Here is a 14,672-nt window from a genome sequence, read left to right on the forward strand (position 1 = left end):
ATGATACAGTTCAATAAATTAGACAAATTAAAACAAAAACTGGATGCCTTCCGGCCATTGCCCCCGGAGATTGTTTCCAATCTCCACGAAGATCTGGTGCTCCGCTGGACCTACCATTCCAATGCCATGGAAGGCAACACGCTGACGCTGAAAGAAACCAAGGTTGCTCTGGAAGGAATCACCATTGGCGGAAAAACCATGCGGGAGCATTTTGAAGTGATCAACCACAGGGAAGCCATTTTTTTTGTGGAAGATCTGGTCAGAAAAAATGAGACATTATCTGAATGGCAGATTACCTCCATTCACCAGCTGATCCTGAAAAATATCGATGACAGAAATGCGGGTACCTACCGAAAAACCAATGTCATCATTTCCGGTGCCGATCATATACCGCCAGATGCCGTACAGGTTCAAAGCGAAATGCAAGACTTCATTCACTGGTATCAGACCGGGGCCAAATCTCTTCATCCGGTAGAACGGGCCGCCCGTGTTCATGCTGATTTTGTAAAAATTCATCCCTTTGTGGACGGCAATGGCAGAACATCACGGCTGCTGATGAATCTGGAATTGATGAAAAGCGGATTCCCGCCGGTGATTCTTCCTGTGGAAAAACGTCTGGAATATTATGAGGCACTGGATACAGCCCACACGAAAAATAATTACGATCCGTTTTTGATCCTTATTGGAGATATTATGGAATCAGGATTCAGACCCTACTGGCACGCATTGGGAGTAAACCCATGAATACCTTTCCGATCAATGAAAAGCATCTTTCCCAAATCCCGGCTTTGCAGCTTTTGATCAGCCTTGGCTTTGAATTTTTGACACCGGCTGAAGCACTGCAGGAAAGACAAAACCGAACATCCAATGTTTTACTGGAAAATATTCTGCGCAGTCAGCTCAAGGCAATCAACCGTATTCGTTACAAAGGAGACGAGTACCTCTTCAGCGAAGAGAATGTGCAGTCGGCCATCCAGAAGCTGAAAAACATCAAATACGACGGACTGTTAAAGACCAACGAGGCCATTTACGACCTGATTACCCTCGGGACGGCCATGGAGCAGACCCTTGAGGGGGATTCGAAAAGCTTTAATATAAACTATATCGACTGGCCCAAATCTGGAAGTGGCCCCGGTCGTAACAGGTTTCATGTAACGGTGGAATACCGTGTTGAACGAACGCGTTCAACGGAAACCGTCCGTCCGGATATCGTTCTTTTTGTCAATGGCATTCCCTTTTGCGTGATTGAATGCAAGGCCCCCCATATTGAAGTGGAACAGGCCGTTTCCCAGTCCATCAGAAATCAGAATGATGAGCATATTCCCAAACTCTTCACCTACACCCAAATGGTGCTGGCTCTGAATAAAAACAACGCCATGTACGCCACAACGGGAACTGCTGCAAAATTCTGGGGAATATGGAAAGAGCCGGGCTTAACCACTAAAGATATAACCACAGAATACACAGAACACACGGAATCAGAAAAAGAGCACTTCAGAACAAAAAATATTGCGTACAAAAAGTTACATGAGCTTGTTCAGGATTCTCTTCGGCACGAAATAGATCCCAATAATTTTTCTGTGTATTCCGTGTGTTCCGTGGTTCCCAAAAATAGAATGGTGACGGAACAGGATATTGCGCTGTATGCCCTTTGCCGCCCGGAAAGGCTTCTGGAACTGGCGTGGAAGTTCACGGTATTTGACGGAGGCATCAAAAAAATTGCCCGGTATCAGCAGTATTTTGTCATCAAATCCACCCTGAACCGGGTAAAACACTTTGACAGCGCAGGTTCACGCAAAGGGGGGGTGATCTGGCACACGCAAGGGTCAGGAAAATCCCTGACCATGGTGATGCTGGCCCGGAACCTGGCCCTTGATCCCGAAATTTTGAACCCCCGCATTGTTCTTGTGACAGACCGTGATGACCTCGACAAACAGCTTGGAAACACCTTTGTCGCCTGTGGCCTTAATGCAAACCGGGCAACATCAGGCAGAAACCTGCTGGAACTGGTTGCTGAAAAAAAATCAGGAATTATCACAACCCTCATTCACAAATTCGACAAGGCGTATGCGGTAAAAAAATATCAGGATGCATCCCCCGACATTTTCATTCTGGTGGATGAAAGCCACCGTACCCAGTTCGGTTCCTTTTCTGCCCGGATGAGACAGATGTTTCCCCATGCCTGTTATTTAGGCTTTACAGGCACGCCGCTTTTGAAAAAAGAGAAGAACAACTTCATAAAGTTTGGTGAGCTTGTCGAACCCCATTATTCCATCACACAGGCCGTTGAAGACGGTGCTGTGGTTCCGCTTCTGTATGAGGGGCGGCATGTGGAGATGACCCAGAATAAAAAAGCTGTTGATCTGTGGTTTGAGCGGCACACGCAAGGGCTTTCCAAAGAACAGCAGGCGGATCTGAAACGCAAATATGCACGGGCGGAAATGCTGAACAAGGCCGATCAGGTCATTTACATGAGAGCCTTTGACATCAGCGAGCACTTTCGCTCCAACTGGCAGGGAACAGGATTCAAGGCACAGCTGGTGGCACCGAACAAAATATCCGCACTCAGGTACAACGCCTGCCTGAATGAAATTGGCATGGTCAGTTCCGAAGTTGTTATCTCACCGCCGGATATGCGTGAAGGCTATGAAGAGACCGATGATGAAACAAAGGATGAGGTCGTCAAATTCTGGCAAAAGATGATGAAACGCTATGGCAGTGAAGAAGAATACACCAAGCAGCTCATTAACCAGTTCAAACACGGCAGCGATCCTGAAATCCTCATTGTTGTTGATAAGCTGCTCACGGGTTTTGATGCCCCCAGAAACGCAGTCCTCTATTTATGCAGGATGCTGAGGGAGCACACACTGCTTCAGGCCATTGCCCGTGTCAACCGGCTGCATGAAAGCAAAGAATTTGGTTTTATCATAGACTATGCAAGCGTACTGGGTGAACTGGATAAGGCCCTTACCATGTACAGCGCATTTGAAGGCTTCGATGAATCCGATCTGGCTGGCACCCTGACATCCATTCACAGCGAGGCCGAAAAACTGCCCGGCCGGTATTCTGATCTTTGGGATCTGTTCAAACCGGTGAAGCATTCCTGTGATGAAGAGGCCTATGAAGTGCTTCTTGGTGATGAGAGCATAAGGGAAGAGTTTTACGGTCGCCTTTCAGAGTTCGGTAAAACACTGGCCATCGCACTCTCTTCCGAAAAATTTCTGACCCAAATCGACGATAAAACCTTATCCCGATACAAGGCAGACCTTCGGAAATTCCAGTCACTCAAGGCATCCGTCAAGCTCCGCTATGCAGAGGCCATTGATTACCGGGATTATGAGCCAAAAATCAAAAAACTGCTGGACACCCACATTCAGGCCAATGAGGTGGTTCAGCTGAATGAGCCGGTTAATATTTTTGATGATGCCGCCTTCATGATGGTAAAAGAAGAGCAGGAAGTCTTCGGCTCTAAAAAAACAACGGGCTCAAAAGCAGACACCATTGCCCATGCCACAAAGAAGGTCATTACGGAAAAGATGAATGAAGACCCTGCCTTTTATGAAAAATTCTCAAAACTGATCCAGCAGGCCATTGAAGATTTCAGGGCTAAAAGAATATCGGATCTGGATTACCTGAACAAAGTCGTGGATATCCGTAACAAGGTTGTCTTCAAGGTGCATGATGACGTCCCGGATAAGCTTTCCGGAAATGAAGATGCCATGGCTTATTTCGGTGTGCTGATACCATTTCTGGCGAGTGATGAATGCTCAGTGATAAAGGATGAATTGAAAAACAACTCAGAACAGAGCACTCCGAATTCAGCATTTGCTGAAGAGGCGGCAGCGGATGCGGCGTTAACTATTCAGGCCATACTGGAAAAACACAACAAAGTTCACTTCTGGGAGGATGAAGACGCCCAGAAACAGGTGATCAACGAAATTGATGATTATCTCTATGATGAGCTGAAAACAGAAAAGAGCATCGAATTGTCGCTGGATCAGATGGATGAGCTCATCGAGAAAGTTTTGCAGGTGGCAAAGCACAGGAATAATTGAGAATGGATAATTGACAATGGAGAATGGGAAGCAGGTCTCAGACAAAAAAATGCTGTCAGGGACAAATCATTTTTGTTTGCATTGCGGATTGTGAAATTATGCCGTTATCGTTAACACGGAAAAGAAAGAATTTGTATTAAGCAAGCAACTGCTTCGCTCTGGAACTGCGATTGGGGCTTTAGTGAGGGAAACTGAACAGGCGGAGAGTCAAGCCGATTTTATACACAAAATGGCTATTGCTCTGAAAGAAGCAAATGAAACGGACTACTGGATAGATCTGCTGCATGAGGCAGAAATTATTAATCATACAGAATTTAAATCCATTAATCCTGATATAACTGAATTACTGAAACTTTTAACAAGTATAATCAAATCCTCCAGATCAAAGACGGTACGTTGATGCAAAAAAGCAATCATTCTCCATTATCCATTATCCATTCTCAAATAAGATATGGGCAAAAGATCATATTTTACAGCCTGCTGTACTGTGACAGAAAAACCATGGAAATAGCCGTGCATCCTGATGGCACGGTTATGGTCAAAGCGCCGGTAGAGTCCGATATCACAGTGATAGAAAGGAAAATAATAAAACGGGCTCGCTGGATTCTTAAGACACTGAATTATTTTAAGCAGTTTAATCCAAAGACACCTGAGCGCTGCTACGTGACCGGAGAGACCCACCTGTATCTTGGAAAGCAATACCGACTGAAAGTGACCCAAGGACAGGAAAACTCCGTAAAACTGACCCGTGGTTTTTTTCATATCACCTGCCGGAACGAGCCAACTCCAGATACTGCAAGGAAACTTTTAAATCAGTGGTATTCAGAAAAGGCACAGCTCCAGTTTGCAGAAAGTATGCATCGCTGCTGGCAGAAGTTCCGTAGTCCGGGCATTGAGAAGCCAACGTTATCCATTAAGCGAATGCAAAAAAGATGGGGCAGCCTTTCGGACAAGGGCACAGTAACCCTCAATACAGATCTCATCAAAGCGTCTAAAGAATGCATAGACTATGTTGTTACCCATGAGCTGTGCCACCTGAAATGTCATGATCATGGACCTGAATTTTATAAGCTCCTCGACTCTCTCATTCCGGGCTGGGAAAAGATCAAACACAAACTCGAACGGAGTATGCTGTGACCATAAAATCCCATAAAATGACAAACCGCTCTATGATCGGTCAAGACCGCCATCTTTGAAGGGCACTGAAAAAAAACTCCGCGCCAAACAGATCACCGGGCATATGATGCAAAGTAATTCCTGATCAGGCAATGGGAACATGCCGCAACCTCTACCCCTTCCCATTCCTGTTCCCAATCAGGCCCATAACGGGCTTATCACTCTCATGGCACAGCCGGTCGTCGACCACGCTGCAATAAACATTCATCATCAGGTTACGGGTTGCTTTCTTTCCATGTTTTTTTGTGCTCTTCGTGCGTCCACAGGCCCTAACTCTTGGCAGGTATTCAAGAATAAAACAGGTCCAGTGCCATAGAAGACTGGTGATAAATCTGAAGCTTATGAGCAATGGCTTCCCTCTGGTTCTTCTTACTCTGTAAAAACTCTGCACGGTACGAGGCCTTGAGGGTCAAAATAATGCCACCGGCTACCCAGACCCTTGCTGCAAGCCCCATACAAAGAAGAGGAAAGGATATCACATGAAAAACCCGTCGCCAGCACTCTTGCCCTTTCTGGAGCAGATCCGTATGACCGCGGAGACCTTCCGAAAAAACGGCAGCCAGCCCACCTTTGCCAATGCAAGGGAGGGGCTTTCCACCCTTACCCGGACCTTTGTCACAAAACCCTGCCCTGTGGCCGCAGTGATGGATGCCCTCATTCCCGGCCCGAAATGGGAAGTACCCGTTCGTATCTATCACCCGGATCCGGAACAGACCCTGCCCCTCCTTCTGTTTATCCACGGAGGCGGTCACATGGCAGGCAGTATCCATGTGTACGACGGCATAGCACGGCGGCTTGCCCGGACATCCGGGCACATAACCATTTCCGTGGAATACCGCAGAGCACCGGAATGTCCCTATCCTGTTGGATTTACGGATGTGATCCATGCTGCCAGAGGCCTTTTTCCTCTCCTGGAAAAATTGAAGATCGCCCATACGGGAAGGCTTTCTGCTGCAGGAGACAGCGGTGGTGGCGCTCTCTGCGCCAGCCTCAGTCACAGAGCCTCCCATGAACCGGAAATCCGGCTCCACAGGCAGGTTCTCATTTATCCCAGCCTGGACTATACCCTCTCCTTCCCTTCGGTAAGCGAGAACGGGAAGGGCTTTTTTCTGGAAAAAGAAAAAATCCTCTGGTACTTTGCCAACTATTTTCAGCAGGGAGAAAACAGAAAAGAGGCATCTCCCCTCTTTATGAATGCGGAGGCTCCTTTTCCGGAAACCCTTGTGGTTACTGCCGGTTTTTGTCCCCTGCGGGATGAGGGAGCCGCCTATGCCAAACAACTTCGTGAACAGGGCATGATCGTCCGCCATCACGATTTCAGCGATATGATCCATGCCTTTTTAAATCTGGAGGATCTGGTACCCGATGCATGCCAGTCCTTCTATGCCATGACCGCCAATTTCCTGAACAGGTAAGAACTGACCGGGAGAACCGTTCTCCCGGGATCAGGGGCTTTGTTCATGGCTCCTCCAGAGCTTCGTAGACTTCGGGACGGAAACGGGGAGTACAGACAACCAGAAAAATCAAATCCTCCGTCGTTATATTGCAGATGCGCTGGGAGCATCCCGGAGGAACCAGCACCACATCATCTGGCCCCACTTCCACAGCTGGCTGAACCCCGAGCTCCATCCGCGCCCTGCCAGAAAGAATCAGATAACGTTCAGCCGTACCTTTCAGCCTGTGAAGCTCCGTGGTAACACCGGCAGCAACCCGGATGCGGGCAATGGAAAGCTCCGGATCCGACGCAGAATTGGAAAGCTCTTCCACCCAACAATGTTCTCTTGTATAAAAAGGATTCGTTTTTTTACCTGCTATCACTTTTTCTTCCATCTTATCAGTATCTTCTTTCCATAATAGGGATTAACATATATAGAGATTCCGCACCTGAAATACCACAAAGGACATCATGACGATTGAATACGGAACGTATATCGTTTATGTACTCTTCAGGGTCTTCTCACCAATCATGCTCACAGGAAATTCCCATCAATGAAAAAGAATCTCATCTCCTTCATTCTGCCGTGCTGTTTTCTTTTTCTTTTCACCCAGGCCGTTCCGGCCAAAGAAACAGGAACTGTGGTCAAGGAGCTGGCCCGAACCCAGCACAGCTGGGACGGAGCTTTGCTGCCTCCCTATCCCGAAGGACAGCCCGAAATCCGTATTCTCAGCATTACCATTCCTCCAGGCCAGAAACTGGCCGTTCACAAACATCCTGTCATCAATGCCGGTGTGCTCCTTTCCGGTCAGCTTCGGGTTCAGACCACTGACGGGCAGGTGCTGAATCTTGATGCCGGTGAAGCCATTGTGGAAGTCGTACAAACCTGGCACTGGGGTGAAAGCATCGGGAAAGACCCTGCCCACATCATCGTGTTTTATGCCGGGGAAGAAGACATTCCCGTAACCATCACCCAGCAGCCTTAAAAATCAGGGGTGGGACGCCGGATTCTGCACTATTATTCCGGTTTTCATATTCCATACCCCTTACCCTACCATTTCTGACAAAGGATTGTTCCATGGAAATCACCAGCATCAAAAAAGAGGGAGCTGTCATTGTTTCTGTTCAGGGAAGAATGGACGCCGTCACCTCCCCTGCCTATGAAAACGCCATGAAAGAACTGATTGAAAAAGAATCCCTTTTTATTCTTGACTGCAACGGTCTGGACTATATCAGCAGTGCCGGTCTCCGTGTTATTCTGGCAACAGCCAAGACCCTCAAGGGTAAATCCGGTAAAATTGTCATGGCCAATGTCAATGGAACGGTTCGGGAAGTATTCGACATCTCTGGCTTTGGTTCCATTTTTACCATGTACGACTCAACTGATGCTGCTCTTGCCGACTTGAAGTGAGGCCAGGACATGAAAACACTCCGGGTTATCGCCAGTCTTGACCATCTGGATGCCGTTGTGCAGTTCACGGAGCATCAGGCCGAAGAGCTTGGCCTTGACCCTGGAAAAGCCTCAAGGATTTCCCTTGTCCTTGAGGAAGCCTTCGTCAACATATGCTCCTATGCCTATCCGGGAAATACAGGTCATGCGGATATACGGTGCGGCAGAGATAACAACTTCTTCATGCTGGAAATCGGGGATGAAGGAGCTCCCTTCAATGTCCTCTCCCTGCCGGAGCCCGACACAACCCTGGGCATCGAAGAAAGGGAAATCGGTGGCCTGGGCGTCCATTTCATACGGAAACTGCCGGACAGAGTGGATTATCGCAGGGAAAACAACTGCAATCTCCTTCGCATGTTTTTTGCCCTTTGACATCCCAGTTCATCAGCAATAGATCCCAGAAAGAAATCCTTCATGAATCCGGTTTCAAAGGCCCCTTAACCGGTCAGGGTATTCCGAGGAAAAGGTGGTATGGTAATCAACTCCTTAAAAACCAAAATCTGTATTCTCGTTGTACTTACCCTGACCCTTGTGGCGGTGCCTGTTCTCTACTTCACCCACAAAGACGGCGTCCGTGCCATGTCTGAAGCGGAGCAGAGAAGCATCCACAACATTCTTGAACTTACGGAAATGAACATACGAAGCGGTTACCGCAACCTGCTTTACAGCCGTGTGGATGCGGTAATGGCCCATCGCAGGACCCTTGAAGGCATGGTACTGGTAGCCCGGATGGGACTGGATGAAATATTCAGCTCCGGCGATAATGCCGTAACCCGACAGCGGGCCCTCAACTGGGTGAGTCAGCTGGCCTCTGTCAACGGTACGGAATTTCTTGTTTTCGATGCCAGGGGGCACATGATGGCCCATCCGGACTCCGGTATCAGGGGAAAAAACGTGAACCTGATCAAAGACATCAAAGGCATTCCCCTCGGGGAGGCAATCCACGGAGAAGCCAAACGACTGGGACAGGCAAGCACAACATTTTTCTGGGCCTTTGATGAACAGAGTGAACCTTTAAAAAAATATGGATGGTTTGTACATTATCCGGCAATGGACTGGATTCTGGGTGCCACCGCCGACATCGGAGCACTGGAACTGGAAGGGAAAAGAAAGCAAACAGAACTGCTGAACAATCTCGAAGCCAACTTCAGAAACATCCATATAGGACAATCCGGTTCTGTCTTCCTCTTTGACAGGCAAGGTGATCTCCTCATCCCGCCGGCAAGGGAAAATCCGGATTTTTTGCACACAGCTCTTCAGGAACGGGACGCCACTCTTTTTCAAACACTGAAGGATCTGGCTTCATCCGGCAGGGGCGCTTCCCTCACCCTTGTATTACCCGATGAGAATCAGAGCCCTGGGAAACGGGAAATCCTGTGTACCTACTTTCCCGCCCTCGGCTGGTATCTTGCCGTTATGGCCCATACGGATGAAACCCATGCCCCTGCAAAAGCGCTTGTCACACGCCTGACCCTGATTATTGCCAGTCTTTTTTGCATCAGCCTATTTGTGGGCCTCTGGCTTTCCATACGCATGACCCGACCCCTCAACACTCTGGCATCCTTTGCCAAAGCCTTGCCGGATACGGATTTCACATCCAGTGAAACAGCCTGTGCGGTCATTGCCCACCTCCCTGACTGCCACAAGGATGAAGTGGGACGCCTGGCCCGAGCCATTATCTTTATGGAAAGCTCCCTGCGGGAAAATATCCGTTCCCTTGTGGCAACCACAGCCATCAATGAACGGATGGAAGGAGAACTCGGTGTGGCAAGGGAAATTCAGCTGGGACTTCTTCCCAAAACCTTTCCCCCCTTCCCCAATCATAGGGAATTTGATCTGCATGCCAGCCTGGAACCGGCACGGGAAGTGGGAGGCGATCTCTATGATTTTTTCTTTATGGATGACAGCCATTTCTGCTTTGCTGTGGGGGATGTGTCCGGTAAAGGGGTGCCTGCTTCGCTTTTCATGGCCATCACCCGAACCCTGCTCCGGGCAGCGGCCGCACGGGAAAAAGATCCTGCCAGAATGCTGGCTTCCATGAACAACGACCTCGCCTCCAGCAACCCGAACTCCATGTTCGTCACACTTTTCATCGGTATCCTCAATCTGGAAACCGGCCACCTTCTCTATGCCAATGGCGGGCACAACCCTCCGGTTCTGATGACTCCGGACGACAAAGCCATTTTCCTGACAGGACGCAGCGGTCCCCTGGTAGGAGCCATGGAAGATATGCCCTACCATGTTCTCGAAACAGCGCTTCATCCCGGAGATACCCTTTTTCTCTACACGGATGGCATAACAGAAGCCATGGATACGGAACAGAGGCTCTATACGGATCCCAGACTTCTCAACCTGCTTGATCGCCTGCAGGGTTTTTCTCCTGAAGCCATTCTGAAAGAAATAGATGCGGATGTGGCTCTGCATGTGGGGGAAGCCGAACCATCCGACGATATTACCATGCTCTGCCTGCGCTATACGGGACCTGTCTCCTGATCCTCCGTGCCTGATCTTTTTCAGTCCCTTTCCTTTGCGGGAAGCCATACACGGAGAGTTTCCGCAAGATCCTGCAGGGAAAGGGGTTTGATGAGCCTTGCGTTCATTCCTGCCTTAAGGCAACGGACATGATCTTCTCTGCTGGCACAGGCTGTCATGGCAATAATGGGAATATCCGCCGAAATCCCATTCAGAATACCACTGCGGATCATTCGGGTTGTTTCCACACCATCCATCTCCGGCATCTGTACATCCATGAGAACAAGATCCCAGCCGCCAGCATCCAGAAGATTCAGAGCCTTTTTCCCATTTCCCGCAAGATCAGCCCTCAGCCCCAGTCTGTTAAGAAACCCCAGCATCACCTGCTGGCTGGTTACATCATCTTCCACCACAAGAATTCGCGCCTTTTTCTGATCCGCCTGTAACATGGTTTCTGGCAGACTTACTTCTTTCCACGGTATCTCACTGCCATCCGGGCATTCCGGTTTCTGCAGGGTTACGGTGAACCAGAACTCAGCCCCTTCATCTTTTCTGCTTTCTACCCCCATGCCTCCCCCCATTTTTTCCGCAAGCTGCCTTGAAAGGGCCAGCCCCAGCCCCGTACCACCGTAGGTACGGGAAATGGACGGATCTGCCTGGAAAAAAGGCTTGAATAAAAAGGGTATGGTTTCCTTTTCAATGCCAATTCCCGTATCTTTTACAACAAAATACAGAATCAGCTCGCTGCCTTCCTCCCGGATCACGGAAACACGAATCCTCACACTGCCCGAATGGGTAAACTTCAGGGCATTCCCCGTGAGATTGCTCAGAATACGCAGGAGTTTGTCCGGATCACCCACCAGCTCCTCGGGCACATGGCGGTCCGTTTCCCAGGAAAAAACAAGCCCTTTTTCCCGGGCCATCAACTCCATGGGTAGAAAAAAATCTTCCAGAAGTTCCCGGATTTGAAATGTCACATTGTCCAGACAAAGCTGGCCTGCCTCAATTTTAGCCAGGTCCAGCAGGCTGTTCACAATTGTCAGAAGGGAAAGACAGCTGTTCTGAACGATACGTACATAATGATTTTGTTCATGATCCAGACCGGTCTGCATGAGAATGTCTGCCATGCCTAAAATACCATTCATGGGCGTGCGCAACTCATGACTCATGTGGGTAAGAAAAGCACTTTTGGCTTCACTGGCCGCCTCTGCCTTTTCTTTGGCCCGGGCCAGCTCAACCTGCATCTTCTTATGCAGATTCAGGGAAGCCTTCAGTTGTTTTTCCGTTACCTTTCGTTCCATGGCCCTGCCCGCAAAGGCCGCCGCCTGCATCATGATATCCAGAATCTGGGGGTCTTTTTCATCCGGCAAAACAGAAAAGAAAAAAGCGGTGGCCATTATATGAGGTCTGTCGGAAACCGGCAGAATGCACACCCGCCGAACAGATGCATGGGAACCCCAGCGAAAAAACATCTCCGCTCCATCAGGTGCACCGGCTGGGGCAAAGGACAAGGCTTTGTCTGCAAAAGAAAATTGTTCCAGATTACTTTGCAAGCAAAGAGCCTGAATCCAGCTCTCCCAGGCATTGTCCGGTGTATGTTTATAATAGCGGACCTCTCGTCTGCCATCGCCGTCCTCCTGCTGAATCCGGAAAAACCCCGCCTCCCATCCGGCATAATCACAACTCCTCTCCAGAAAAACCCGCGAAATGCCTTCAAGGTCATCGGCCTCCTGCGTAGCAATGGCAATTTCTCTCATAAGCTGAGTCAGTTCCGCTCTGGCACGAAAACGTACAGCCCGTTTTTCCATCTCCTTCTGCCTGGCAAGCTGCCTTTGAAGAATGAGGATCATAATTCCAAGGGACATGGCAGCAACAACAAAAAGTAGCAGTACAAGGCGCATCTCCCTGTGCCAGTTATCAAGGACCTTTTCCTTATTCAGAACAACACCCATGTGAAAAGGAAAGTCCGGCAACTGGCAGGTGGCTACCAGAAACTGCCTGTTCTCAAAGGAACGCATGCCCCCCGCCGTAAGTGCATCCAGCAAAAATCCTCGAAAATATGCAACATCCATTAAATCAAGCGCAGTCCTCCCATCATTCATACTCCCCAATGCCGGCCAGCCGGTCAGAATACGGCCATCGGAATTATACAGAACAATGGCATCCAGCCCTCCGGGTTCATATTCCCGGTAGCGCTCCCGAAAATAATCAAAATCCACCAGGCCCACCACAACACCCTGAAAATCTCCGAGGGAATTTTCCATTCTGCGGCTGAACCGGATATCAAGCCCTCCCGTCTCTTCCCTTTCCGCAACGCTGATATCAAAATCCATCATGGCATCCCTGTGGGTACGGAGAAAATAGTCCGTATCTGTACCATCATCTGCAGTGAAATCTCCCACGGGATAACGGAAAACAATGCCTCCATCCACACCCAGGATAAAAACCTTATTCATCTGATGCAGAAAAAGAATGTGCCTGCGGATCAGGTGTTCGGTTTCGGAATTCTGGGGGCCGGGCATCTCTTCAAGGGAGGTGAGGATAGACAAAAGGGAAATATCAATGGCACGAAAAAGGCCGGAGGCATGTTCTGCAAGGATACGTGCCTGAGTACGGGACTGAAGGGCTGCCACCTCAAGAAGAGTTGTCCGGCTTTCCAGTCTTGAAAAAAGCACAAACAACAGAAAACAGAGCAACAGCAGCAACATGGTTACGGCAAAGAGAAAGGAAGGCCTGGTAAGAAAGCGATACACTGAAAAGGGATAAGGCTTCATAGGGCTCCTCTTCATGCGGCAGTTCAGGCGAGAAAATTTATCCCTACGGGAAAAGGCCATCAGGGCGGACTTTCTGTAAGAAAAGACTCCCCATCCTGCCCCTCAAGCAGCCTGAGGGTGTCCGCATACAACTCAGGGTCCACATCCAATAGCGTAACCATAGCCTCCTGCCCCAGCATCAGCAGCTGCCTGTACCGTATCAAAAGAGCTTCTGAAGGACGGTGAATCCGCATGCCATGCTCCATAAGGAGTTTACGCGCCTCTTCCTGAGCAATGCCAGCTTCTTTCCGGGACATCTCCACATGACTCTCCCAGGTATCTTTCACCAGACGGCGCAGATCATCAGGAAGTCTTCTCCAGAAATTACGGCGGATTACTGGAATATACTGCGGAAAATACTGTCTGTCTTCAAAGGCATACAGCAAACCGAACTCCCAGAGCCTTGCACTTCTCATGGTTTCATGGGTGGTCAGAACCCCCTCGATATCTCCCTGCTGCAAACGGGCGGGCAGATCGGGCCACGGAACCACCAGCGGCCTTGCACCCATGGCCTCCAGCCGGATGGAGTTGGCAAGGCCTCCGGCAACACGTATTGTCAGACCGTCCATATCTTCCCTTGAAGTCACGGGACGGACCGCGTATATATGGGCGTGGCCGAGATCCAGCCACCTTCCCGGTACAACCACGGACAAACGTTCTTCAATCTTTCCGGTAACCCTTCTGCCCGTTTCGCCATCCACAATGGCATGCATGGCCTCCGCACTTCTCCCATAAAAAGACGGCAGCAGAAAGATCCCCACAGAAGGCTCATACCGATCAAAATGCCAGGTGCCGGGAACGGCCATTTCTACCCTGTCCGCCGCAAGGGCACCCAGAACCTGGCTGTCCCGATACAGCCGGGCACTGTCGTACAATTCCACCCGAAGACGACCGCGGGTACGGTCTGCAAGATCTTCTGCAAAACGACGAACCGCCCGTGTCTGGGTATGGGTAGCCGTATTTTCAATGGAAATCCGCATCACAGGAAGAAGCTTTGGGACATCAGCCCATCCTGCTCCCACCGGAAATAACCCCAGAAAACAAGCCAGCAGCAGGAACCGGCCAGCCCCTGTACACCGGCCGGACACCACCAGTGACAGCCCCATGATCGGCATCTGTTCCCCCCTTTTTTTGACAATACGGAAAGATCTGCCTAGTATACAAACCGGATCATTGCAGAGGCATGCTCCCACAAAAGGTTGAAAGCCCCCCCAAAAAAAAAACCCCTCACTGGAAACACTGCTTACCTGCGGAGTCGCAGAGTCACCCTT

At 49.5% G+C, this 14,672-nt stretch carries 13 protein-coding genes; 9 read left to right on the plus strand and 4 right to left on the minus strand.

Annotated elements, in window-relative coordinates; translation table 11 throughout:
* From OOT00_RS09635 to OOT00_RS09645, 4 genes are all read left to right on the plus strand, one after another.
* Nucleotides 1–744, plus strand: a complete 744-nt coding sequence (locus OOT00_RS09635; protein ID WP_265425166.1) for a Fic family protein — start codon at nucleotides 1–3, stop codon at nucleotides 742–744.
* On the plus strand, nucleotides 741–4,055 hold the full coding sequence (locus OOT00_RS09640) for a type I restriction endonuclease subunit R (RefSeq protein ID WP_265425167.1): 3,315 nt from the start codon (nucleotides 741–743) through the stop codon (nucleotides 4,053–4,055). Before OOT00_RS09635 ends, OOT00_RS09640 begins: the two co-directional genes overlap by 4 nt.
* 169 nt (nucleotides 4,056–4,224) lie before the next feature.
* Complete coding sequence (locus OOT00_RS16445) at nucleotides 4,225–4,455, plus strand: four helix bundle protein (protein ID WP_368407590.1); 231 nt, start codon at nucleotides 4,225–4,227, stop codon at nucleotides 4,453–4,455.
* A 101-nt stretch (nucleotides 4,456–4,556) separates the two neighbouring features.
* Nucleotides 4,557–5,192: a M48 family metallopeptidase gene (locus OOT00_RS09645; protein WP_265425168.1), complete on the plus strand. Its 636-nt coding sequence runs from the start codon at nucleotides 4,557–4,559 to the stop codon at nucleotides 5,190–5,192.
* Nucleotides 5,193–5,518: 326 nt separating this feature from the next.
* Here the strand turns inward: OOT00_RS09645 and OOT00_RS09650 are convergent, their stop codons facing one another.
* A complete protein-coding gene (locus OOT00_RS09650) occupies nucleotides 5,519–5,710 on the minus strand; it encodes a hypothetical protein (RefSeq protein ID WP_265425169.1) in 192 nt (63 codons plus the stop codon).
* On the opposite strand from OOT00_RS09650, the gene OOT00_RS09655 reads away from it, so the two are divergent.
* Nucleotides 5,711–6,646: an alpha/beta hydrolase gene (locus tag OOT00_RS09655; RefSeq protein ID WP_265425170.1), complete on the plus strand. Its 936-nt coding sequence runs from the start codon at nucleotides 5,711–5,713 to the stop codon at nucleotides 6,644–6,646.
* Nucleotides 6,647–6,689: 43 nt separating this feature from the next.
* On the opposite strand, the gene OOT00_RS09660 is transcribed toward OOT00_RS09655, so the two are convergent.
* Nucleotides 6,690–7,061: a cupin domain-containing protein gene (locus tag OOT00_RS09660; RefSeq protein WP_265425171.1), complete on the minus strand. Its 372-nt coding sequence runs from the start codon at nucleotides 7,059–7,061 to the stop codon at nucleotides 6,690–6,692.
* A 159-nt stretch (nucleotides 7,062–7,220) separates the two neighbouring features.
* On the opposite strand from OOT00_RS09660, the gene OOT00_RS09665 reads away from it, so the two are divergent.
* The 4 genes from OOT00_RS09665 (at nucleotide 7,221) to OOT00_RS09680 (ending at nucleotide 10,609) form a co-directional block, all read left to right on the plus strand.
* Complete coding sequence (locus tag OOT00_RS09665; protein WP_265425172.1) at nucleotides 7,221–7,652, plus strand: cupin domain-containing protein; 432 nt, start codon at nucleotides 7,221–7,223, stop codon at nucleotides 7,650–7,652.
* A 92-nt stretch (nucleotides 7,653–7,744) separates the two neighbouring features.
* Nucleotides 7,745–8,077, plus strand: coding sequence for an STAS domain-containing protein (locus OOT00_RS09670; RefSeq protein ID WP_265425173.1), 333 nt, complete (start codon nucleotides 7,745–7,747; stop codon nucleotides 8,075–8,077).
* Between the two features lie 9 nt (nucleotides 8,078–8,086).
* Entirely contained in the window at nucleotides 8,087–8,488 is a 402-nt protein-coding gene (locus OOT00_RS09675; RefSeq protein WP_265425174.1) for an ATP-binding protein, read from the plus strand.
* A gap of 99 nt (nucleotides 8,489–8,587) precedes the next feature.
* Nucleotides 8,588–10,609, plus strand: coding sequence for a SpoIIE family protein phosphatase (locus OOT00_RS09680; protein ID WP_265425175.1), 2,022 nt, complete (start codon nucleotides 8,588–8,590; stop codon nucleotides 10,607–10,609).
* A gap of 20 nt (nucleotides 10,610–10,629) precedes the next feature.
* Here OOT00_RS09680 and OOT00_RS09685 read toward each other — a convergent pair whose 3' ends face one another.
* Both OOT00_RS09685 and dctP read right to left on the minus strand, forming a co-directional pair.
* On the minus strand, nucleotides 10,630–13,362 hold the full coding sequence (locus OOT00_RS09685; RefSeq protein ID WP_265425176.1) for a hybrid sensor histidine kinase/response regulator: 2,733 nt from the start codon (nucleotides 13,360–13,362) through the stop codon (nucleotides 10,630–10,632).
* A 59-nt stretch (nucleotides 13,363–13,421) separates the two neighbouring features.
* On the minus strand, nucleotides 13,422–14,516 hold the full coding sequence (dctP, locus tag OOT00_RS09690; protein WP_265425177.1) for a TRAP transporter substrate-binding protein DctP: 1,095 nt from the start codon (nucleotides 14,514–14,516) through the stop codon (nucleotides 13,422–13,424).
* Nucleotides 14,517–14,672 lie beyond the last annotated feature (156 nt).

The organism is Desulfobotulus pelophilus, assembly GCF_026155325.1.
GTDB lineage: Bacteria > Desulfobacterota > Desulfobacteria > Desulfobacterales > ASO4-4 > Desulfobotulus > Desulfobotulus pelophilus.

Coding starts and splice junctions, on each gene's coding strand:
- OOT00_RS09655 (WP_265425170.1), top strand. CDS start 5,711: ATGAAAAACCCGTCGCCAGCACTCTTGCCCTTTCTGGAGCAGATCCGT.
- OOT00_RS09665 (WP_265425172.1), top strand. CDS start 7,221: ATGAAAAAGAATCTCATCTCCTTCATTCTGCCGTGCTGTTTTCTTTTT.
- OOT00_RS09675 (WP_265425174.1), top strand. CDS start 8,087: ATGAAAACACTCCGGGTTATCGCCAGTCTTGACCATCTGGATGCCGTT.
- OOT00_RS09645 (WP_265425168.1), top strand. CDS start 4,557: ATGGAAATAGCCGTGCATCCTGATGGCACGGTTATGGTCAAAGCGCCG.
- OOT00_RS09635 (WP_265425166.1), top strand. CDS start 1: ATGATACAGTTCAATAAATTAGACAAATTAAAACAAAAACTGGATGCC.
- OOT00_RS09660 (WP_265425171.1), bottom strand. CDS start 7,061: ATGGAAGAAAAAGTGATAGCAGGTAAAAAAACGAATCCTTTTTATACA.
- OOT00_RS09685 (WP_265425176.1), bottom strand. CDS start 13,362: ATGAAGCCTTATCCCTTTTCAGTGTATCGCTTTCTTACCAGGCCTTCC.
- OOT00_RS09640 (WP_265425167.1), top strand. CDS start 741: ATGAATACCTTTCCGATCAATGAAAAGCATCTTTCCCAAATCCCGGCT.
- dctP (WP_265425177.1), bottom strand. CDS start 14,516: ATGCCGATCATGGGGCTGTCACTGGTGGTGTCCGGCCGGTGTACAGGG.
- OOT00_RS09670 (WP_265425173.1), top strand. CDS start 7,745: ATGGAAATCACCAGCATCAAAAAAGAGGGAGCTGTCATTGTTTCTGTT.
- OOT00_RS09680 (WP_265425175.1), top strand. CDS start 8,588: ATGGTAATCAACTCCTTAAAAACCAAAATCTGTATTCTCGTTGTACTT.